Consider the following 19,380-nt stretch of genomic DNA (forward strand, 5'->3'; position numbering starts at 1 on the left):
GTCAATGATCATCTAGATATCCAGCGTGAGAAGTTCCATGCTGCCACGGGACGTCGCGTGGATCTGGTTGCCCACGACGGCCACACTGCATACGCCATGCCGTACACCATCCGCGCGGCTATGATACGACCCCCGGGGGACGAACGCTTCATCCAGGCGCGCCAACAAACCATAAGACAGGCTGGGCGCCCAGGGCTTGGCAATCCCCAGCTGCTTGACCTCGCCCCACTGCAGCGGCTCGAGATAGCCACCGCGGGCCCTGAGCTTGGGTGCGATCCAGTATTCGGGCTCCACGTCTTGCAACATGCTCAGGCGGTAGGCCTCTTCGCGCAATACAAACTCGATCAGTTGGCGCCTGGGCGCAAACAAGCATAGCCAGAACGACGCACCTTCGCGCACCAGGCGCCCCGGGTAGGCCGGCAACGCATCCAGCACGACGGCATCGCCGCTGTTTTGCGTATACCTCACCAAACGATGCCGCCAGGCCTCGCTGTAGACCACGCGGCCTTGCGTGTCGATAACCACACCAGCCGGCCAGGCCAGGCCTGTGCGCAGTGGCTGCGCGACACCATCGGACGACACCGACCAGAGCGAACCGCTCGCGCCCCGTTCGAGAAGGTCGCGCGCCCAATCGAGCGACGAGTTCTCATCCGAACCGACCGCGACAAGCAGGTCTCCCTGCGGCCCGAAAGACAAGGCCGTCACACAATCGGTTCGCCCCACGGACACGGCCGAGACATCCATCAAACGGTCCGGCGCACCCACGCGTATCCCTTCGCCAGCCAACGCCACAGCGACGCGCTCGTGTCCATCGCACGCAAGCGCCAGCACGCCGCTGGGAAAGCGGGCCACCTCTGCGCGGCTCTGCGCGCCGGTCCGCTCATAGAGTACGTGACCTACGCTGAAAAACAGATGATCGCCGCAGCGCAGGAGATTGTCGGGTTCGCCCTCTTGTTTCGCGCCCTCGGCCAGGTCGAGCAGCGTATTGGGCCGGAACGGACCATCCATGGGCGGAACCGTCACGCCATAAGCACCCTGCCCAAAAAACCAATCATGCACGCCGCGCAAGGTACGGATCATTTCTTCCCCCAGTAGCTGAACTGGCTGGTCCAACCCATGTCCACGCCCGACAGTTCGTGGACCCCAATGCGGTTATTGGAGATCCCGCCGAGATACAGCTTGCCCTTGTGCTCGCGCATCGAAGTGATGTAGGGATGCGAAATACCGGTGGGATCCCACAGCGATTCCATGACCGTTCCCTGCAGGTCGAACTTGATGACGCAGCCGTCATTCAGGTTGGGGAACAGCCACTCGTCGTTCCCCAGGCGACGCGTCATGCGCGCCCGCACACCTGGGAAGCGCAACATGTGGTCGAACGCCCGGCCGCGCATCCCGACGATCGCACACCAGTAGTTGCCGTCGGACGCCCGATTGATATTGTCTGGGTAGCCCGGAAGATTGTCGAGGACGACTTCTGTGCGCCCCTTGTTTGGACCATCGAACCAGTAGCGGGTCACCCTGCAACCCCAGGTTTCAGCGACCAGCAGCGATTCGCCGTCCAGGGTCACACATACGCCGTTGGAGAAGCGCAAGTTGCGCAATACGGTGCGCGTCTTTTTAGTATGAGGGTCATACAGGATCAGCCGGCCGTTCGTTCGAGCCTCTATCGAATCCACCGGCCATTCGGTATTGGAGAAGCGCACGGTGGCATCACTGAAGAAGATACGGCCGTCCGGCGCAATGTCGAGATCGTCGGGCATGCGCAGCCGCGAATCATCCAGGATGGACGTCAGGCTGCGGTTGGTTTCGTCTGTCAGCAAGATGACCTCGCGCTCTGGGGTGACCTTGTACAGACCCATGCCGCCCACACAGACATGAATGTTGTCTTCTGCATCCATGGCCAGCCCCAATGGCTGACCGCCAATGTGGACGAACGTCTCGGAGCGCGTATAGTCGGGCGCGAAGAAACGCACGATATGCCCCTGGCGCTGGCCCGTGTAGAGATTGTCCTGGCTATCGAAGATCATGTCTTCAGGGCCATCGAGCTCGCCCAGCCCGATGGCGCCTACGCCCTTGAGCCGATCGTTGACTTCCCAGGGCGCGCCAGCACCCGGGCGACAGTCGGGTGCGGGGGGCAGGGACAATGCGACCGGCGCCACATACAGGTGATTCTTGATCTTGCGCAGGTTCTTGAGCCAGCGTACATCAATAGCCACAGCCACCAGCAACAATATGCCGAACACCAGCGGCGTGACGCCACTGCCCACGCCAAGATTGATCAAGGCATTGGTGATGATCAGGACGATCAAGGTGCCGATGAAGATCTTGTAGACGGACCCCTTGCCTCCGCCCAGGCTGACGCCCCCCAATATGGCCCCGGTCAGCACAGTGATTTCCAGCCCAATCCCGGTCTCGGGCCCGACGCTGGCCAGCCGTGCCGCATAAAACACCGCACCAAGCGCCGTCAGCGCACCCGACATGACATACGTCGTGAAAATCAGGCGCTTGATGGGAATGCCGATGTTGTAGGCCGAACGCCGCGACCCCCCAGTGGCATAGATATTCCAGCCGAAACGGGTCCGGGTCAATATCAGGTGGAACAGCACCAGCGCCACAATCAGCCCGGTCATGCTCAGGGGCACCCCCAGGAAGGCGTCTTCGCCCAGCGACTCCCAGAGATCGGACCCGCCAAAGGCCAGCCCGACCGTAGTCGAATAATTCAAGACCAGGATATCGGAAATGGCACGGCCAATAATGAGCGTGGCGAGGGTGGCCAGGAACGCACGCACCCCGAAAAACCCCACCAGCACGCCGTTGACCGCGCCAAACGCCGCCCCCACCAGCAAGGTGGCGGGGATGGCAAAATACAGCGGCCAGTCCAGATACTGAATGGTGGTGATCGCCACAAAGTTGGATACGGCGAAGATGGAGCCCACACTCAAGTCGATGCCGCCGCCCAGCATGACGATGCTCATGCCCAAGGTAACGAAACCGATTTCCCCCACCTGACGCATCAGGTCGACCAGCCCCCCTGCCGTGAACAGACTCACCCCGGTCGGGATGAATACCAGGAGGGTGATGAGCAAGAACAGCGTGGGAATGAAATTATCGATCCAGTTCTTGCTCAGCAGCTCTCCCAGGAATCTCGTCGATAGCACGTCGTAACGCAGGAACTTGATGACCTTTTCCATATGGGCTCACATCCGGACACTGTCCTAGAACTCCGTTTTTTCGACTTTGTCAAAATCCCAGCATGAGTCATCGTTCAGGTTTTCCTGGGTAATGACGGTCAACGGGGTATAGATGGCATAGGGTTTGACGTCCGGGTTGTGGCCATTTTGCAGCAGCTGGGCCATGGTGACCGTCAGGTCCTGCGCCTGCCGGAAGGCGTTGTAGCTGATATACGCGTCATACAGGCCCTTGCGAACCCGATCGCACTGCGGCTGGCGGCCCCCCCCATTGGTGATGACCTTGATGTCCTTGATCTTGCCGGCATCTTCCACGGCGCTGGCCACGCCCAGGTCCATGCCATCCCAAGTGCCGATATAGGCGCAGAGGTTGGGATGCTGCTTGATGACGGTGGAGGCGATCCCATGCGCCTTCGTGGCGTCGAAGTCGGCCACTTGATTGGAGACGATCTCCAGCTGACCGGGGTGCTGCTCGATGATGTCCTTGACCCCCTGGACCATCAGCAATGTGTTGGGATTGGTGGGTGTACCTTGCATCAAGGCCACTTCGCCGCTGCCGCCCTTTTCTTTGGCACACCAGTCGTAGGCGATCTGCGCCTGCATCCGGCCCAGTTCGGCCCACTCGGCCCCCACGAAGGCGTCGGTGGACTGCAATGACTTCAGATTGATCTGGACCACGGGGATACCTGCCTTCTGAGCCCGGTTGAGCAGCTTGCGATAGACTTGTACGTCCGGATTCTGCACGACCAGCAGGTCGTACTTGTCGCGGATGAGGTCCGTCAGCGCCTGGCTGCCGGCCTGGCTGTCCCAGTTGGGATTGCGCACGGTGTAGTCGATGCCGTTGCGCTCGGCGAATTTCTCCATGCCCCTGGACCACATCTGGGCCAGGTCAAAGGAGGTGGACAGGGCCAGAAACGCCACCCGCTTGCCCTTGACGTCCTGCGTATATTGCTCGGCCAGCTCATCCACGAACTTGCCCTGGGCCAGCGCATGGCCGGCAAACGCCGCCATGCTGGCCGCCAGTACAAATGCACATGCTTTCTTCATTGTCTTCCTCTTATGGAATAGGTGTTAAATATCGCCCTGCTGGGCCGTCTGCTCATCGCGCGGATTGAGAATGCTGTCGATCACCAAGGCAACCAGCAACAAAGCGCCTTCGAGCAAGTTCTGCACGGTGAACGGTACGTTCATGATCGTCAGGCCATTGAGCAATATGCCGATCAGCAAGGTCGCGACGATGATGTTCATCACCCGGCCCTTGCCGCCGCTGAGGCTGATCCCCCCCAGCACCACGACCAGAATCACGTCATAGATCAAGGTGGAATTCACCACCCGTGTATTGACGGTATTGAGCACCGAGGCCCCGATGATGCCCGTCACGTAGGCAATCACAGCCGAGCCGCAATACTGGATCAGGATGATCGGGCGCACCGGCAGCCCCGTTACCCGCGCGGCCTGGTAGTTGTCGCCGATGAAATAAATATAGCGGCCGATCTTCGTGTACCGAAGCACGATCGACATCAGGAAGGCGATCAGGCCGAACCAGATCACCGACAGCGGGATCCCGAAGACCTTGTGGTTCAGCATCGGGATCCAGGTGATCGCATCGGGCACGTAGGTCAGGTCTGAGTGGACCAGCGCCAGCTGGCCAAAACCATAGATCACCGAGATCATGGCCAGCGTCGTGAACAAGGATGAAATCTCTACGTAGGCAATGAGAAATCCGCTGAGCAAGCCGATGCCCACGGCCAGCAAGAGCCCGAGCAGCACGGCGGCGACCGAGGGCACGCCGTCGCCCAGCAGCAAGACCGTCCAGGCCGCAGTGATGGCCATTGTGGCGACCATCGCCAGGTCGATGCCCTTGCCGATGACCACGAACCCCATACCCAACGCCAAAATGCCGATGATCGACACGTTCTGGATCAGGTTGACCAGATTGTTCGCTTCCAGAAACCCTGGGAGCAAGATCGAGAACAAAAGAAAAAGGGCGACCAAAAGGCCGGTGACCACGAGTTCCTGGGACGGTTTGAACCAGCGTCTGAAACCTTGGTCGAGCATGCGACTTCCCCTGTATTCCATTTTTGTTTATATTAAACATCCGTGATCACAGATCGCAGTTAGTGATTACCCTAGCCCCTGATTTCATGAAGCCTTTACTGCCTCCTTTGCCCGCCCGCAGCACCTTGGCCGCCGACGCGCTGTCCTTGCTCAAGGAGCTCCTCCTGTCCGGTCAGGTCGTGCCCGGGCAAAGGCTGTCGCTGCGCTCCACCGCCCAGGCCCTGGGGGTCAGCATCATGCCGGTTCGGGAGGCTGTTCATCAACTCGTGGCGGACCAGGCGCTCGAGGTCGAACCGAATCGATCCGTGCGCGTACCTGTCATGTCGGCACAGCAGTATCTGGAAGTCACCCGCATACGGCTGCACGTGGAAAGCTATGCGGTGCGCTGCGCCGTGCCCTACGTCACGCCCGCCCTGATCCGCAAGCTACGCAAGCTGAACAACCAATTCGCGACCCTCATGGATGCGGGGGACCCGCACCAAAGCAAGGCGATCCTGGCCAACAAGACCCTGCATTACACCGTGTATGAAGCGGCCCGGATGCCCGTGCTGGTCAAGCTCATCGAGTCTTTGTGGCTGAGGGTGGGGCCCATTTTGAACTACGTGGTGCATTCAGGCGCAGACTACCCGTCCGGGCGCACCGCCTTCACGTACCATGCCTATTTGATCGATGCACTGGAGGCGCAGGATTCAGACAGCGCATGCGCCGCCCTGGAAGATGACATCAAGAGCGCCTACGAATACATCATAGCGAACCGGTATCCCGCAGCCAGCCAAGCGACGGTGCACCGCATCCCTCATGACGCTGAGGCCGCCTTGACTCCGGATGCTCCAGGCAACCCCTAAGGCCCGGCCACCGCAAGCCCCAGGCCTTCTGCGGTCAAGCGCCCCTGCGCCGCCAGCAGGCGCAGGTGGGCCAGTGCGGCGTCGGTGCGGGCCGGCACCAGCGACACCTCCGACAGGAACAGTTCCTGCCGGGCGTTCAGGACTTCGATCAACGTCAGTTCGCCCAGCGCGGCATATTCCGCGTCCACCCCTTCGTAGGCCACCCGGTTGGCTGCAATCGCCGCGTCGAAAGCCTCGATCTGTGCGCGCGCCGACTGCCACTTTTGCCATGCATCCGACGCATCCAGGCGGGCCTGCAGCCGCGCATTGCGCCACTGCGATTGCTGCTGAATGGCCCGTTCTTTTCCGCTGCGCACTTGTGCGCGGTCAGCCCCTTGATAAAGGGGGATGTTCAGGTTCAGCTGCACCGAGGCATCGTGGCGGCTGTGTACACCCTGATCGGGGCGGTTGATCCAGCCACCGCCCACATCCAGGCTCACGGACGGCATCAGCCGCCCTTCTGCCGCTTCAGCATCCGCCTGTGCGGCCTGCGCACCCTGATAGGCGCTGAGTACGGCAGGCGCGTGCTCGGTCGCCACGGCCAGAATGGTGTCGAGCGCGGGCGGAAGCGGCGGCAACGCATCGGGGAAATGGAGTGCCGACGGGGCCACGCCGACATGGCGCATGAAGGCGCTGCTGTAGATCTCCAGCTCGGACTTGACCCGATCCAACTGCGCCACGGCGCCCGCATGGCGGGCCTGCGCCTGGGCCAACTCGGTCCGGGTTCCCAATTGACGTGAAAAATGCTCGCCGAGATACTCGACCTGCCTGGCCAGACTGCGTTCATTGGCTTGATGCAATGCCAGCAGCTTGCGATACTGCAGCACGTTCAGATAGGCATCGCCGACCTCCAGCATGACGTTTTGCTCGGTCACCAGCAGCTCGGAACGGCCCTGCCGGGCACGCGCCGTGGCCGCTTCCACCGCGGGGCCGGTGGACCAATTCAGCAAAGGCTGGGTGGCGGTCAGGCGCACATCCGAACTATCGCGGCGGGTCTGAACGCTGCCCCCCTGCTCCAGACGATAGCCGTCTTCGTAATGACCTGCGCCCATGCGCAGCGTCAAGGACGGCTGCCATCCGGCACGGGCCTGACCGATGTCTTCCTCTAGTGCACGCAAGGCCGCGCGCTGCGCCATCAGGGCCGGATGGTTGTGATAAGCCATTGCCATGGCTTCCTGCAGGGTTTGGGCCTGGGCCGGCCCATGGGCGGCAAAGCCCGCCGCCAGCGCAACCAGCAGCAGGCCGGCCCACAAACCGGGGCGATCGGAGCCGCGCCGAACCCGTACTGCGGCAAGCAGGCGGCCCGCGGTCCCGTGCAGCGCGTCCTTGACGTTCGTATCTGGATTTTTCACGATGGACACCGTCATACGAGTTGTGCGGCGGCCAGGCGCGAAAAGGCCCCGCTCATCCGCATCAATTGTTCAAAGCTGCCTTGCTCTACGATCCGGCCCGCGTCCATGACATAGATGCGGTTGGCCTTGACCACCGTGCTGAGCCGATGCGCCACCACGATGCGGGTGATCGACAAGCGCTCCAGGCTCTCGGTGATCATGGCCTGGATGCGATTGTCGAGCGCGCTGGTCGCCTCGTCCAGCACCAGGATGCGGGGATTGCCCACGATGGTGCGCGCGATCATCAGGCGCTGCATCTGCCCGCACGACAGCGAACCGCCTTCGGTGACGACCGTGTGCATGCCCATGGGCATGCGCTCGATGTCTTCGGCCAGCCCTGCCTTGCGGGCCGCGTCCCAGGCGTCGGCCAGCCCATGGTGACTGGCGCCGACGATGTTCTCGTAGATCGACCCCGCCATCGGGCGACTGCTCTGCAACACCACGCCCATCTGCCTGCGCACGGCCAACACGTCGATTTCGCCCATGTCTTTCCCATCGAGCAGGATGCGGCCCGATTCCGGGGTTTCGAATCCCAGCAGCATGCGCATCAGGGTGGATTTCCCACAGCCGGAGGCGCCTACGATGGCGACGAACTCGCCGGCTCTCGCCGACAGGGAAACATCGTTCAGCACCTGCGGGCCGTCTGCCGCATAACGGAAGGACACCCCGGAGAATTCGACTGTACCCGACAGCACACCCGGGTCGTCCTTGTCGTCGCTGAATTCGGGCGTCGCCGCCAGTATGGGCATGGCACGCTCCAACAACGGCCGCACGGCCAGGAGGGTCACGACCGTCTCGGTCATCTGGGTGACACCGCCACGGAAATTGTTGAAAGCCGTGAGAAAAGCGGCCAGCCCGCCGACCGCGAACACATTGATTTCGTGAGGATCCCGAAAATACCCCAGTACCAGGAAAAACACGGCCAGCGGCAGCAGGCTGAAAACGGCATTGAGCAAGGCTTGCAAATTCGTATAGCGGGCCGCGATCACGCCGAGTTGGCTGAACTGCGAGAACGGCGTGGCCCAGCGGGCGAACGCACGGTCTTCGGATGCCGACAGGCGTATCTTCACGATCCCCATCACCAGTTGCAGAACCAGACTTTGCAATTGTCCGTCGAGCCTGGCGAGATTGCGCTCCTGGCGCAGCTGCAACCCGATAAAAATCAACGTCAACACCGTATACAGCAGCGTCAAGAGAACCGCCCACAGCCCCAGCCGCCAGTCGTAGTACATCATGAGCGCAAAGCTGAAGATGGCGAACAGGCCGCCCAGCAGCATCTGGGTGGCCCGGCCGGACACCATCTGGTCGATCTGGGTGACCGCGCTCGCCCGCAAGGCAAGATCGCCGGCGGAATAATCGCGGAAGAAACCAACCGGCAAGCGCAGCAGCCGGTCGATGAGGGCGGCCTGCAGGGCCGGGCTGGCCCGCCCCTGGAAGCGGCTGAAAGCCAGCCCGCCGACATAGGACATGACGAAGGTGGCCAGGCCCAGAACGACGAGGATCAAACCGACCTGCACCAGGTGGTTGCGGTCGTGGCCAGGAATCACCGTATCGATCAGATAGGACGAGGCAATGGGCACGGCCATGCCCAGCAGCCCCCCGCACATGGCGGCCAGCAGTACGGCCAGCAGATCGCGCCAGCCGCGCCTCAGCGTAAAAACCGGCAACGACTTCCAGCCGAGCGCACTGAACGGCAGCGGCGCCGTGATGACACAGGCGTTGTCTGCCAGCATGTCCACGGCCTGTCGCCCCTCGAACGTCTGCCTGGCCCCGGGGTCGGCGACCTGCACGGACCCGCCCGCCCGGGGCAGAATGGCCAGCGGCCTGCCGTTCTCTTTGGCAAAGCCCAGCATGGCTTGTGTATCGTGCTGCTCCCACCCCCGCTCCAGCACCACCGGGCGGCTGCGCAAACCACTGGCCTGCAGGATCGCGGCCAGATCGGCCTGAAGGTCTGCCGTCCCCAATGAACGCCGTGCCGGGAGCCGTATCTCGAAGCCCTCGGCACGGCCCACCGCACGCAACGCCTGCACCAGAGGCGGATCGCCGTCATCCGCGGCAAACATGGGCGCCCGTTTGCCGTCCAATACCCCGCCCAGACTGCCCAGGCCGCCTCGCCAGTCGCGGTCGGCGGAATCCAGGCGCTGGCGCAGACGGTTGTATTCATCCACGCGCGCCAGCATGAGGCTCATTCTTGCAGCGGGCAGCAGCAAGCCGTGCAAGACCTCCAGCCCGGCCCACAAGCGGCCATCCCACAGCAAGTGCGCGGTGTCCAGCCCCGTGAGCTCGAGCGCCGTGCCGTTCTGCATCCAGCTGTCGGGGCTGAGCGGAAACAGGCAGGTTCCCGCGCCCGGCGGCAGGTCCTGAGCGTCCAGGAACAGCGACGTGTCCCGCGGAAATTCCAGCCACACCACACCCTGCGCCGCCGCGACGCGCTGATTGGCCTGTACGGCCAACGCCGAACCCGCCTGGGCAGCCAGGTGAATGACCGGACTGGGCGCGGCATACTGGGCCAGGCCTGCCGAAACCGCCATGATCCAGCGGTTGACCGGGCCCACAAGATCACTGGCCGCATCCGACCCCAGGGTACGCAGGCTGTTCAGATCGAGACGACGCACCAACGTGTTCACGTGGGGCACGGCCAACAGGGTCGCGCCGGCATCGGGCCCGGCATCGTCGTCCTCCGGCATCCCGAACAGCAAGGTGCCCGGTTCGATCGACGTGAAATGCTGGCGGATCCCATGCGCCTGCCCTTCGCGGGCTTCGAGCACGAACAGTTCGATGCTGCCCGCCTCCAGCCACCAGCAGACGTCGGGCTGGTCGAGCAGAAAAGGGGTGTTGCCCGCCACCTGCTGGAGGGCGGCGCCTTCGAGCACCTTGCGCAAGACCGGGCCACAAGGCGGGGCCGCGTCAGTTTTCGATGAGATCACGATAAACGCCGCCCTTTTCCACCAATTGTTGATGCGTGCCGCGTTCGGCCACCCTGCCGCGATCCAGTACGATGATCTCGTCACAGTCGCGGATGGTACTGAGCCGGTGGGCGATGATGATGCAGGTGCAGCCCCGCCGGCGCAGATTGGACATGATGGCCTGTTCGCTGATGGTATCCAGCGCGCTGGTGGCTTCATCGAGCACCAGGACAGACGGATTCCCGACCAGCGCCCGGGCAATCTCCAGACGCTGGCGCTGGCCGCCGCTGAAATTGCGCCCGTCTTCCTCGATGCGGCCGTCGTAATCACCGCGGCGCCCCATGATTTCATCGTGGATCATGGCGTCCTGAGCGGCCCGCACCACGCGCTCCAGCGGCATCGAGTCATCCCACAGCGTCAGGTTCTCACGGATCGAGCCTTCGAACAGCACGATCTCCTGATCCACCACCGCCAGCGAAGCGCGAATCTGTTGTCTGGGCCATTGCGCAATCGGCTTGCCATCGAACAGGATTTCTCCGGCGCTTGGCTCGAGCATGCCAGTGATCAGGCGGCCAATGGTGCTTTTCCCGCTGCCCGAACCGCCCACCAGCGCGATCCGACTGCCCGGCTTCATGTCGATATCCAGGTTTCGGATCAGGGGCGGGTCGAGCGGTGAATAACCGACACTCACGTCGCGCAGGAGAACGCTGCCCGTCAATTGAGCGTGCAGGCGCCCGTCGGCAGCCGGTTCATCCTGGAATTCGCGGGCCAGCGGATGGCGCAAGGTGTCGTCGACCTGGGCGAGCGGCCCCTGGGCACTGCGCAGCAGGCCGGCGATCTGCATGAGCTCTTCGACGGGCGTGGTAAAGGAACCCATGATGAAAATGAAGGCGACCAGCATGCCGACGGTGAGCGTGTCATCGATGACGAACAAGCCGCCCAGGGCCAGCACCAGTGCACTGGTCAGCGCGGCCGTCAAAGCCGGCAGCGATGCCAGCAGCGTCTGTATGTGCACCACCCGCTGCTGGGCGTTGATGAACAAGACCTGCAGCCCGCTCCACTTGGAGAAAAATACGTCATCCGCGCCCGTCGCCTTCAGGGTCTCGATCATCTGCAGCCCCTGCATGACCTTGCCGCTCATTTTGACGGCCTGCAGGTAGATGTTTTCCGAGGCCTCCCCCAACCGCTTCTGCAGCCAGAAGAAAACCAGGGCGTTGGCCGCCGCCAGCCCCAGGCAAACCAGCGTGAGCACTACGTGGTACTGCAGCATCAGCGCGGTGAAGAACACCAGCGTGGTCACGCAGCTGATCAGTCGGGCCAGCTGTCGTGACGCAAGCTCGCCAACCTGCCCGGCCAACGGCAAACGGGCACTGATCATGCCGGCATGACGCTGAGTGAAAAAACTGGGCGGCAGACGCAATAAATGCCAACAGAGCCTGCCGCCCAGCAGCAACGACAGCTTGATGTTCAGGCGGGTGACCAGGTTGGCCAGCAACCAGGTCGCCAGGCCGGACGCCACGATGGCCACCCCCATGGCGATGAGTAGCGGCGCCAGCCAGGCCTGGAGATTCTCGATGAGAAAATAATCGATGAACACCCGGTTGAAGGCCGGTGTGAACAAAGCCACCAGCACCAGCAGCACGCCAAACACGGCAATCAGCAGCATGGCCGGCAGCGACCCCTTGGCCAGCGCATACAAGGCGTGCACGGTGCGCCTCGGAGCGCCGCCCGACTGAAACGAGGCGTCTTTCTCGAACACCAGCGCAATGCCGCTGAACATGCCGTCAAAATCGGCGGCGCTGACCTTGCGACGGCCCACCGCCGGATCATTGAGGTACACCCAGCCTGGCTGCATGCCCTCGAGCACTACAAAGTGGTTCATGTCCACGAACAGGATGGCCGGCAGGGCGATGGTCGCAAGGCCAGCGGGTTCCAGCCGCATGCCCTTGGCTTTCATCCCAAGGCTGCGAGCCGCCTTGAGAATATTGACGGCCTTGCTGCCGTCGCGCGAGACGCCACACAAGGCGCGCAAGGTCTCCAGAGGTTCCCAGCGCCCGTGATAGGCCAGCACCATGGCCAGCGCCGCCGCCCCGCATTCGAGCGCTTCCATCTGCAGGATGGTCGGCGTCTTGGCCCGGCGCGTGCGCGGCAAAGCCGCCTTGCCGCCCGACTTGGCGGACAGGGTGGCCGGGCCCGCATTCATCGTATCCCCAACCAGCGGAAGACGTAATCAACGGCCGGCAGGACCAGGCTGATGACCCGGTGCCGGTCGACGACCACATCGGCAGCGACAATGGTCCCGACATCGATGCTGATATCGGGGCCGACGCCCGAGGACCATTTGAATCCGCTGGGCGTCGCGGGATCGGTCTCGAGCTCGAGTTCGACCTCGAACGGCGCGCCCGATTTCAGCAGGGCATCGACCTGGGCGGTGTTCTTGAGCCGGCGCATGATGCCCTCGCGGGTGGAAGGGATCTTGGCGACGCTCGAGACAGTGCCCTGGATGAAACCATCTTTTTGCAAACGGGTGGTCGATGGCATGATGTGCGCCTGCATCCCTGGCTCGATTTTCTTGCCATCCTCGTTGGAGACGAACGTATAGGCTTTCAGGGGCTGGGTGCCCCCGGCGTGAGACGGCAGCAGCCGCATGACGATCTGCCCGGTGCCCAACTGATCGCCCACATCGGCATCGAATTCAACCACGGTGCCATCCACCGGCGCCTGCAGGCTGCGACGACGCTCGTAATCTCGTTCCATGTTGCCAAGTTCGCGCTCGAGCGCCTGGACCCGCAGGCCCGCCTCGTGGATCTCCTGACGCTCCTGGGTTTCTTCCACTTCACGCCGGACCTGCAGCTCGATACGCTCATTGTTCGCGCTGGCAATGCGGTTCTCGAGATCTGCGAGCTGAGTGGCCGTTTCATTCAGGCGGCTGGCGGTTGTATAGCCCTTGGCCAGCAAGGCCTGCAGATTGCGGCGTCGCTCGAGCAGCACGACATGCTGGCTTTTGAGCTTTTCGAGCTGCTCGGACAAGGCCTGCCGCTTGGTCTCGAGCAATTCTTCCTGCATGCCCTGGTGACGACCTTGGCTGGCCTGCCTGGCCAGCAGAAAATCCCGCGCACCGTCGAGTTCGGCTTTTTTTGCCATCATGGTGTCCAGGGCGACGGGTTGCGTCAGCAGCGCGACCGTCTGCCCTTTATGAATCGCATCGCCCGGTTCGACGAGCAGGCGCTCGATGCGCCCTTCACTGGGTGAGCTGACGACGAATATCCCGTCTGCAGACAGCAGGATGCCCTGCCCCCTGACCGTCACCGGCGCCGTGGATAAGATGCTCCATGTCAGGCCCGCCAGCACGATCACCAGGACAGTGGCCACCCCCACACCATGAACGGGGCGCACCACCCGGACAATTTTGTCCAGCTGGTCAGGACTGGAGATCTTGTCGAGCGCCGCCTGCCGGAACAGGCCGCTCATGCCTTCGAATGCTTGAAGATGCTCAGAAAGCTCCTGACCTCTTCCATACTGGCCTGACGGTCTGTCCCACCGGCAACTGCCTGCAGTTCGTTGTCTTCGAGCTCACGATCCTGGCCGCTGGCGTCTGCAGGATGATCCAGGGCCATACTCAATGCACGGGCGGCGTTCGATGCGAACTCGACCCTGACCCCATGAGGAACAGAGATGCCGGCCTGGGCAAGCGCCGCCCGAATATCATTGCGTGCCAACGTACGAAAATCGGCATCATCGCGGAAGCATGTGATAAAACAGCGCAATGCCCCGGTGCCGGATCCTGGAATGTCCTGCAGCATGTTTTGCTTCCTATCGGCTTACGAATTCATTATATTCACTACTCTATATTTTGAAACAACTTTCATCGTTGTGACAGCCAAAAAAAAACTGCTGGTTCTCGTCGACGATCATCCGCGCGTGCGGGAGGCGCTGCAGCACGTGCTTGCCGAATTCCACGACAGCGTCACGCTGTATACCGCCGATGACCCCCGCGAGCTCTTGCCCCTGGCAGAAAAACGCCTGTCCGAAGCCACCGACCTGACCATCGTCGAAATTGGCCCGTTCGCCGATCCACCCTCGGGTTCAGCCATTCCACCCGATTTGGCCAGCCCTGTGCAGCCGGCCGAATCGTCCGCGCCTGACCCAGGCATCGCGCCCCTGATGGTGGTATCCCTGCAAGAGCGCGGCATCACCGCCCATTGGTTTGCCGCCATTGATCCCCCAGAAACCCAGGAAGATGACTCCCACCTGCAGGCGGTGCTGGATCAGCGCGAAGCCGTCAGGGAGCTGATCAGCAACCTGCGCCGTGCCACCACGGCGTCTGGTGCCGGGTATGACCTGTCCGACACCGAAAGCCTGATGCGGCTCGGCCTGACCCAGCGCCAGGCCGAGGTCCTGCACAGCCTGGCCCAGGGCATGAGCAACAAGGAAATCGCCCGCCAGTTGCAGGTATCGGAGTGGACGGTACGGCACCATGTCAGCGCCATCCTGGAAAGGCTCGACGTCACGACCCGGGGCCGCGCCGCCCTGCTTGCTCGCCGCCTGGACAACACCTGAGTCACCTACGCTTGCGTGCCTCAGCGATCGTTCAGGGCTTTATCGATGAGCAGGCCCCCGATTGTGGCCACCCCACCAATACTGACAATAGCGGAGCCAATGAACAAACCGGCCGCGGCGAGCACGAGGAGAGAACCGCCCGTGACATTTTCCAATGCCGCATCGTCCAGTTCGCCCGTTTGATTGAGCTGGCGGATGGTTGCCAGCGGTATGGCCAAATCGGCGGCATCCAGGGCGACCCCTTGGCGCTGTGCGACCGCCATGACCGCCGCCACGGCCTCTTGCTGGTCCGACGCGTGCCTCAGCGTCTCGGCCAGACCGGGATCTGCCTGCATCAATTCATGCACCGTGGCCATGATCCGAGCCTGCTGGCCACTGAACGCCAGAAAATCACGCACCTCATGATCTTCCAGCGTGATCCCATGGCGATGGCCAGCCGCCATAATCTTGTCGACAGCTTCCTGCTCGGTGGTGGCCGAGCGCAAATCCGGCAGCAGATCAGGCGCCAGCCTGGACAGTTCTTGCAGCCTGGCGATGAATTCGGGATTGTTTTTCATGAGCGTGCTCCGTGTGTGGGCGGATAGAACGTTTGCAACCAAAAGGGTCGTCGGATAACCGGATCAGGATTGATTCTCCATATATAGATAAACCCCCCCCAATACCGTGACACCGGCGACCCCGAGAGCGCTCATCACCAAGGCGCCTATGGTGAGCGTCAAGGCGATGCCGCCAGTCACATCCTCCAGTGCCGCATCGTCCAGTTCGCCCGTCGGATTGATGTTGCGAATGGCGTCCAGCGGTATGGCCAGCTGGTCTGCGTCGAGCGCGACCCCCCGACGTTGTGCTGCCGCCATGATGGCCGCCATGACCTCTTGCCGGTCTGACCCATGCCTCAGCGTTTCGGCCAGAGCGGGATCGGCCTGGACCAGTTCACGCACCGTGGCGATGATCCGGGCCTGCTGGGCGCTGAAGGCCAGGAAATTACGGATGTCACTGTTCTCCAGCGGGATGCCATGGCGGCCACCGGCCGCCATGATCTTATCGACCGCCTCCTGCTCGGTGGTGACCGTACGCAAATCCTGCAGCAGATCAGGCGCCAACCTGGACAGTTCTTGCAGCTTGGCGATGAATTCGGGATTGCTTTTCATGAGTATGCTCCGTGCGCTCTCAGTAATTTTTCAGGACTAGGGCGGTGATCAGGCCCGCCGCGCTCGCACTGACCGCCCCAATCGAGATTGCCCCAGTGCCAATCAGCAAGGCGGCCGCGCCAATCACAAGCAGGGAACCGCCCGTGACATCTTCCAATGCCGCATCGTCCAGTTCGCCCGTTCGGTTGAGCTGACGGATGGTTTCCAGCGGTATGGCCAAATCGGCGACATCCAGGCCGACCCCTTGGCGCTGGGCAGCCGCCATGACGGCTGCCATGGCCTGTTGCTGATCCGACGTTTGCTCCAGGGCTTCAGCCAGGATCGGATCTGTCTGCATCAGTTCGTGCACCGTGGCCATCATCTGGACCTGCTCGCCACTGAAGGCCAGAAAATCACGCACTTCATGATCTTCCAGCGTGATGCCATGGCGGCCACCAGCCGCCATGATCTTATCGACCGCCTCCTGCTCGGTGGTGGCCGTACGCAAATCCTGCAGCAGATCAGGCGCCAACCTGGACAGTTCTTGCAGCCTGGCAATGAATTCGGGATTGCTTCTCATGAGTATGCTCCGTGTGGGAGGAGAATGGAATGCCTGCAACCAAGAAGGTTGAAGAAGGCCGTTAAATGAGGGATTGACTTCTGCAAATTGCAGCGAGTGCGCCAAGCCCCACCGTGCCGGCGAGCCCGACCATGGAAACCAGCAACGCACCGGCGAGCAGCACGCCGACGCCACCCGTCACATCTTCCAGAGCCACATCGTCCAGCTCACCCATCAGATTGATATTCCGAACGGCGTCCAGCGGCATGAGGTGGCCGGCATCCAGCGACACCCCCTGGCGCTCGGCAGCCGCCATGATGGCCGCCATCGCCTCTTGCTGATCTGACGCCTGACCCAGCGTCTCGGCCAAGGCGGGATCGGCCTGTATCAGTTCATGCACCGTCGCGATGATCCGGGCCTGCTGGGCGCTGACGGCCAGGAAATCATGAACGTCGTTGTGCTCCAGCGTGATGCCGTGGCGGCCACCCGCCGCAATAATCTTGTCGGCCGCCTCCTGCTCGGTGGTGGCCGTACGCAAATCCTGCAGTAGATCTGGCGCCAGTCTGGACAGTTCTTGCAGCTTGACGATAAATTCGGGCTTGCTTTTCATGGGGGTGCTCCGTGTGGTGAGTGATACGGAGCTTGTAATGTAAGCGGCCCAGCGCAAGATGAATATAGCTCTGATGAGCTATGGTGGGTCTGGAATATGTGGATGCTCTCTGGCGGGTACGAACAGATGCCGTTTTGCCCGTGTTGCCTTATCCCCTTGCAGGCGGAACGCGGCATTGGCGCCGATCCTGATACATCTGCTGAACGGTGAAGGTGCGTGAATCCCTGGGCGTTTATCTCTTCTTTTTGGTCGAGGTCGACGGTGGCATGAGCAGTTTCCGCGCGTCCTTGAGCAGTAACAGCAACTGCTGATCGCGGACGGGAGAAGCTTCGAAGCCAAAGCGCAAGTAGAACCGCGACGCTTCCTCGTCAATCGGATGCGTCAACAGCGCTCGGACCCCAGCCTGTTCGGCGATGGCCAGCGTACGCCAGATCGCATCCTGAAGCATGCTCACGCCGATACCGCGCCCCCGGTCGTCCCGCGCCACGGCCATTCGGGCCAGGATGACCACGGGAATGGGGTAGGCGCCCATGCCCCCGCGGACCCGCTCCGGAGCCTCCAGGGTATCGATCTGCCCCACGGTCAGACTGTAGTAGCCTACGACGCGCGCGCCGTCCATGACCACGTAGGTCTTGGCCGAACCGCTGCCTTGAGCCTGCCGGGCATGGCGTACCAACCAGTCGTCCAGACTCGGCTCGCCGCACTCGAAACCGTCCAGCACGTGTTCGGCATCCAGCGCCTGCGGCGCGGTCAGTGACATCAGCGATCCCAGGGTGCCGGGCGCGAGAACAACGCCTTCAGGCCGGGGTTGTCCCGTGCCGGTCGGTCCAGCATGTCCAGCAGGGCCTGGGACTGGCTGCCGGAGACCAGGAACAGGCGCTGGTCCAGTAAGGTCTGTTCGGCAGCCTGGCAGGCGCTGTCGAGGATGAAGTCGGTCATCGACTTGTGAGCCACCTTGGCCGCGCGGCGCAGCACGGCCTCCTGTTCTGGCGTGGCGCGCAACCCGAGGCGGGCGGAACGGGCATTCGTCGTCATGGCTATAGACTCCTGTATTTTGTACGTCATGTTATCACAATAGACGTACAACCCTAAGCTCAGTTTGCTGCCATTCCCTGCTCCTGCCCTCGCGGCCAAGAATGCGGGATATGAGATTCTGACGGGGTGGCCAGCACCCGCAGCGGGCTGTGGCACTTTCAGTTTCGGCCCCGTCTGTGCCACAGACTGTGGCACAAATTGCAGATGCGGATATTCCCGGTAAAAGGCCAGCATCCGCTTGATATTGCGCTCGGAAAAGCCCTTTTCCTCCGGCAATTCATTGTGTAGATCGCGGGCCAGTGTAGGAATCACTCCCGAGCCCCAGCCTTCCTGGTGCTGGCGAGCGTCGATCAGCGCACCAATCTCCCAGTACAGCCGGATCAGTTCGGCATTGACGGCCATCACCGCCCGTGTCTGGGCGTGGCGAATCCGCTGTTTAATGTCGGTCAGCACCTGCCGGTAGACGGCATCATGAGTGAGAAGAGCTTGTTCCAGATCAGGGTGTCCTGGTAGCCAGTGCGGTCGTTGAGCAGGACGTCTTCGTCGATGTCGTCGAGGAACTCGTTGAAGATATTGTAGAGCATCAGAAAGTAGATGCTCTCTGGCGAGTTCTCCCGATAGACCGAGGCGATATGCTCGCAGATCTGAGCCGTCACGTCCTCCAGTTTTTCGGGGTCGTTCCAGATCTGGTCGAACAGGCCGAGGTACGTCGCGGCAAAGGGTGCCTCGTCCATTTTGTTGACGATGTTGGAGACGGCGTTCCCTTGCTGGTATCCCAGATCAACGGCGGTGAAGCCGTGCAGGGGCATATCGGCCGTATCGGTGCCGCTGGCCTGCGCAAAGTCGCAGCCTGGGTGCCATCGAAGCGAAGCGCGGCGAGGTACTCGGGTGTAAGCGAGTGCATGGGAATGTAAGCCCGGACTCTCTAAATGGGGTAATCATAGCCATTAAATGGGGTATTGTCTCTAAAAATGCCTCATTACCAGTGTTTGACTACCCCATTTCCTGAACATTGGACCGGTCGTGAGGGGCTGGCATGGTCGCGCCGCGCTTTCATCTTCG

The 19,380-nt window shown here is 62.1% G+C and carries 18 protein-coding genes; 2 read left to right on the forward strand and 16 right to left on the reverse strand.

Annotated elements, in window-relative coordinates; translation table 11 throughout:
• Window positions 1–12: 12 nt before the first annotated feature.
• The 4 genes from WCZ84_RS00215 to WCZ84_RS00230 are packed head-to-tail and all read right to left on the reverse strand — an operon-like array spanning window position 13 to window position 5,246.
• The gene (locus WCZ84_RS00215; RefSeq protein WP_372684232.1) at window positions 13–1,080 is read right to left on the reverse strand and encodes a strictosidine synthase; all 1,068 of its coding nucleotides are present in this window, start codon (window positions 1,078–1,080) and stop codon (window positions 13–15) included.
• Window positions 1,077–3,191, reverse strand: a complete 2,115-nt coding sequence (locus WCZ84_RS00220; RefSeq protein ID WP_372684233.1) for an ABC transporter permease — start codon at window positions 3,189–3,191, stop codon at window positions 1,077–1,079. The genes WCZ84_RS00215 and WCZ84_RS00220 overlap by 4 nt, the downstream gene beginning before the upstream one ends.
• Before the next feature lie 24 nt (window positions 3,192–3,215).
• On the reverse strand, window positions 3,216–4,235 hold the full coding sequence (locus WCZ84_RS00225; RefSeq protein ID WP_372684234.1) for a sugar ABC transporter substrate-binding protein: 1,020 nt from the start codon (window positions 4,233–4,235) through the stop codon (window positions 3,216–3,218).
• A gap of 24 nt (window positions 4,236–4,259) precedes the next feature.
• Window positions 4,260–5,246 carry an ABC transporter permease gene (locus WCZ84_RS00230; protein WP_372684235.1) on the reverse strand — a complete coding sequence of 329 codons (987 nt, stop codon included), beginning with the start codon at window positions 5,244–5,246 and terminating at the stop codon, window positions 4,260–4,262.
• An 86-nt stretch (window positions 5,247–5,332) separates the two neighbouring features.
• Between WCZ84_RS00230 and WCZ84_RS00235 the strand changes: the two genes are divergently transcribed.
• Window positions 5,333–6,091 carry a GntR family transcriptional regulator gene (locus WCZ84_RS00235; protein ID WP_372684236.1) on the forward strand — a complete coding sequence of 253 codons (759 nt, stop codon included), beginning with the start codon at window positions 5,333–5,335 and terminating at the stop codon, window positions 6,089–6,091.
• On the opposite strand, the gene WCZ84_RS00240 is transcribed toward WCZ84_RS00235, so the two are convergent.
• Genes WCZ84_RS00240 through WCZ84_RS00260 form a run of 5 tightly spaced genes read right to left on the reverse strand, consistent with a single transcriptional unit; the run spans window position 6,088 to window position 14,230 of the window.
• The gene (locus WCZ84_RS00240) at window positions 6,088–7,482 is read right to left on the reverse strand and encodes a TolC family outer membrane protein (protein WP_372684237.1); all 1,395 of its coding nucleotides are present in this window, start codon (window positions 7,480–7,482) and stop codon (window positions 6,088–6,090) included. The two genes, WCZ84_RS00235 and WCZ84_RS00240, sit on opposite strands and share 4 nt — an antisense overlap.
• Before the next feature lie 11 nt (window positions 7,483–7,493).
• Window positions 7,494–10,448: an NHLP bacteriocin export ABC transporter permease/ATPase subunit gene (locus tag WCZ84_RS00245; RefSeq protein ID WP_372684238.1), complete on the reverse strand. Its 2,955-nt coding sequence runs from the start codon at window positions 10,446–10,448 to the stop codon at window positions 7,494–7,496.
• Entirely contained in the window at window positions 10,429–12,630 is a 2,202-nt protein-coding gene (locus tag WCZ84_RS00250; RefSeq protein ID WP_372684239.1) for an NHLP family bacteriocin export ABC transporter peptidase/permease/ATPase subunit, read from the reverse strand. Before WCZ84_RS00250 ends, WCZ84_RS00245 begins: the two co-directional genes overlap by 20 nt.
• On the reverse strand, window positions 12,627–13,898 hold the full coding sequence (locus WCZ84_RS00255; RefSeq protein ID WP_372684240.1) for an NHLP bacteriocin system secretion protein: 1,272 nt from the start codon (window positions 13,896–13,898) through the stop codon (window positions 12,627–12,629). The genes WCZ84_RS00250 and WCZ84_RS00255 overlap by 4 nt, the downstream gene beginning before the upstream one ends.
• Entirely contained in the window at window positions 13,895–14,230 is a 336-nt protein-coding gene (locus WCZ84_RS00260; protein ID WP_372684241.1) for a hypothetical protein, read from the reverse strand. Before WCZ84_RS00260 ends, WCZ84_RS00255 begins: the two co-directional genes overlap by 4 nt.
• 70 nt (window positions 14,231–14,300) lie before the next feature.
• Here WCZ84_RS00260 and WCZ84_RS00265 point away from each other — a divergent pair, with 70 nt between their 5' ends.
• Window positions 14,301–14,987 carry a LuxR C-terminal-related transcriptional regulator gene (locus WCZ84_RS00265; RefSeq protein WP_372684242.1) on the forward strand — a complete coding sequence of 229 codons (687 nt, stop codon included), beginning with the start codon at window positions 14,301–14,303 and terminating at the stop codon, window positions 14,985–14,987.
• A gap of 20 nt (window positions 14,988–15,007) precedes the next feature.
• Here the strand turns inward: WCZ84_RS00265 and WCZ84_RS00270 are convergent, their stop codons facing one another.
• The 7 genes from WCZ84_RS00270 to WCZ84_RS00300 form a co-directional block, all read right to left on the reverse strand.
• Window positions 15,008–15,544 carry a hypothetical protein gene (locus tag WCZ84_RS00270; RefSeq protein ID WP_372684243.1) on the reverse strand — a complete coding sequence of 179 codons (537 nt, stop codon included), beginning with the start codon at window positions 15,542–15,544 and terminating at the stop codon, window positions 15,008–15,010.
• Window positions 15,545–15,607: 63 nt separating this feature from the next.
• On the reverse strand, window positions 15,608–16,135 hold the full coding sequence (locus WCZ84_RS00275; RefSeq protein ID WP_372684244.1) for a hypothetical protein: 528 nt from the start codon (window positions 16,133–16,135) through the stop codon (window positions 15,608–15,610).
• Between the two features lie 19 nt (window positions 16,136–16,154).
• On the reverse strand, window positions 16,155–16,694 hold the full coding sequence (locus WCZ84_RS00280; protein WP_372684245.1) for a hypothetical protein: 540 nt from the start codon (window positions 16,692–16,694) through the stop codon (window positions 16,155–16,157).
• A gap of 61 nt (window positions 16,695–16,755) precedes the next feature.
• The gene (locus WCZ84_RS00285) at window positions 16,756–17,283 is read right to left on the reverse strand and encodes a hypothetical protein (RefSeq protein ID WP_372684246.1); all 528 of its coding nucleotides are present in this window, start codon (window positions 17,281–17,283) and stop codon (window positions 16,756–16,758) included.
• Window positions 17,284–17,515: 232 nt separating this feature from the next.
• Window positions 17,516–18,043 carry a GNAT family N-acetyltransferase gene (locus WCZ84_RS00290; RefSeq protein ID WP_372684247.1) on the reverse strand — a complete coding sequence of 176 codons (528 nt, stop codon included), beginning with the start codon at window positions 18,041–18,043 and terminating at the stop codon, window positions 17,516–17,518.
• Window positions 18,043–18,771, reverse strand: coding sequence for a DUF1016 N-terminal domain-containing protein (locus tag WCZ84_RS00295; RefSeq protein ID WP_372684248.1), 729 nt, complete (start codon window positions 18,769–18,771; stop codon window positions 18,043–18,045). The genes WCZ84_RS00290 and WCZ84_RS00295 overlap by 1 nt, the downstream gene beginning before the upstream one ends.
• Entirely contained in the window at window positions 18,765–19,127 is a 363-nt protein-coding gene (locus tag WCZ84_RS00300) for a hypothetical protein (protein WP_372684303.1), read from the reverse strand. The genes WCZ84_RS00295 and WCZ84_RS00300 overlap by 7 nt, the downstream gene beginning before the upstream one ends.
• Window positions 19,128–19,380: the final 253 nt, after the last annotated feature.

Origin of the sequence: Castellaniella sp. (assembly GCF_041675725.1) — a bacterium.
Classification (GTDB): domain Bacteria; phylum Pseudomonadota; class Gammaproteobacteria; order Burkholderiales; family Burkholderiaceae_B; genus Castellaniella.

Excerpts from the sequence above, each read along its gene's own strand:
- WCZ84_RS00215 (WP_372684232.1), bottom strand. The coding sequence starts at position 1,080 with ATGATCCGTACCTTGCGCGGCGTGCATGATTGGTTTTTTGGGCAGGGT.
- WCZ84_RS00220 (WP_372684233.1), bottom strand. The coding sequence starts at position 3,191 with ATGGAAAAGGTCATCAAGTTCCTGCGTTACGACGTGCTATCGACGAGA.
- WCZ84_RS00225 (WP_372684234.1), bottom strand. The coding sequence starts at position 4,235 with ATGAAGAAAGCATGTGCATTTGTACTGGCGGCCAGCATGGCGGCGTTT.
- WCZ84_RS00230 (WP_372684235.1), bottom strand. The coding sequence starts at position 5,246 with ATGCTCGACCAAGGTTTCAGACGCTGGTTCAAACCGTCCCAGGAACTC.
- WCZ84_RS00235 (WP_372684236.1), top strand. The coding sequence starts at position 5,333 with ATGAAGCCTTTACTGCCTCCTTTGCCCGCCCGCAGCACCTTGGCCGCC.
- WCZ84_RS00250 (WP_372684239.1), bottom strand. The coding sequence starts at position 12,630 with ATGAATGCGGGCCCGGCCACCCTGTCCGCCAAGTCGGGCGGCAAGGCG.
- WCZ84_RS00255 (WP_372684240.1), bottom strand. The coding sequence starts at position 13,898 with ATGAGCGGCCTGTTCCGGCAGGCGGCGCTCGACAAGATCTCCAGTCCT.
- WCZ84_RS00260 (WP_372684241.1), bottom strand. The coding sequence starts at position 14,230 with ATGCTGCAGGACATTCCAGGATCCGGCACCGGGGCATTGCGCTGTTTT.
- WCZ84_RS00270 (WP_372684243.1), bottom strand. The coding sequence starts at position 15,544 with ATGAAAAACAATCCCGAATTCATCGCCAGGCTGCAAGAACTGTCCAGG.
- WCZ84_RS00275 (WP_372684244.1), bottom strand. The coding sequence starts at position 16,135 with ATGAAAAGCAATCCCGAATTCATCGCCAAGCTGCAAGAACTGTCCAGG.
- WCZ84_RS00280 (WP_372684245.1), bottom strand. The coding sequence starts at position 16,694 with ATGAGAAGCAATCCCGAATTCATTGCCAGGCTGCAAGAACTGTCCAGG.
- WCZ84_RS00285 (WP_372684246.1), bottom strand. The coding sequence starts at position 17,283 with ATGAAAAGCAAGCCCGAATTTATCGTCAAGCTGCAAGAACTGTCCAGA.
- WCZ84_RS00290 (WP_372684247.1), bottom strand. The coding sequence starts at position 18,043 with ATGTCACTGACCGCGCCGCAGGCGCTGGATGCCGAACACGTGCTGGAC.
- WCZ84_RS00300 (WP_372684303.1), bottom strand. The coding sequence starts at position 19,127 with ATGCCCCTGCACGGCTTCACCGCCGTTGATCTGGGATACCAGCAAGGG.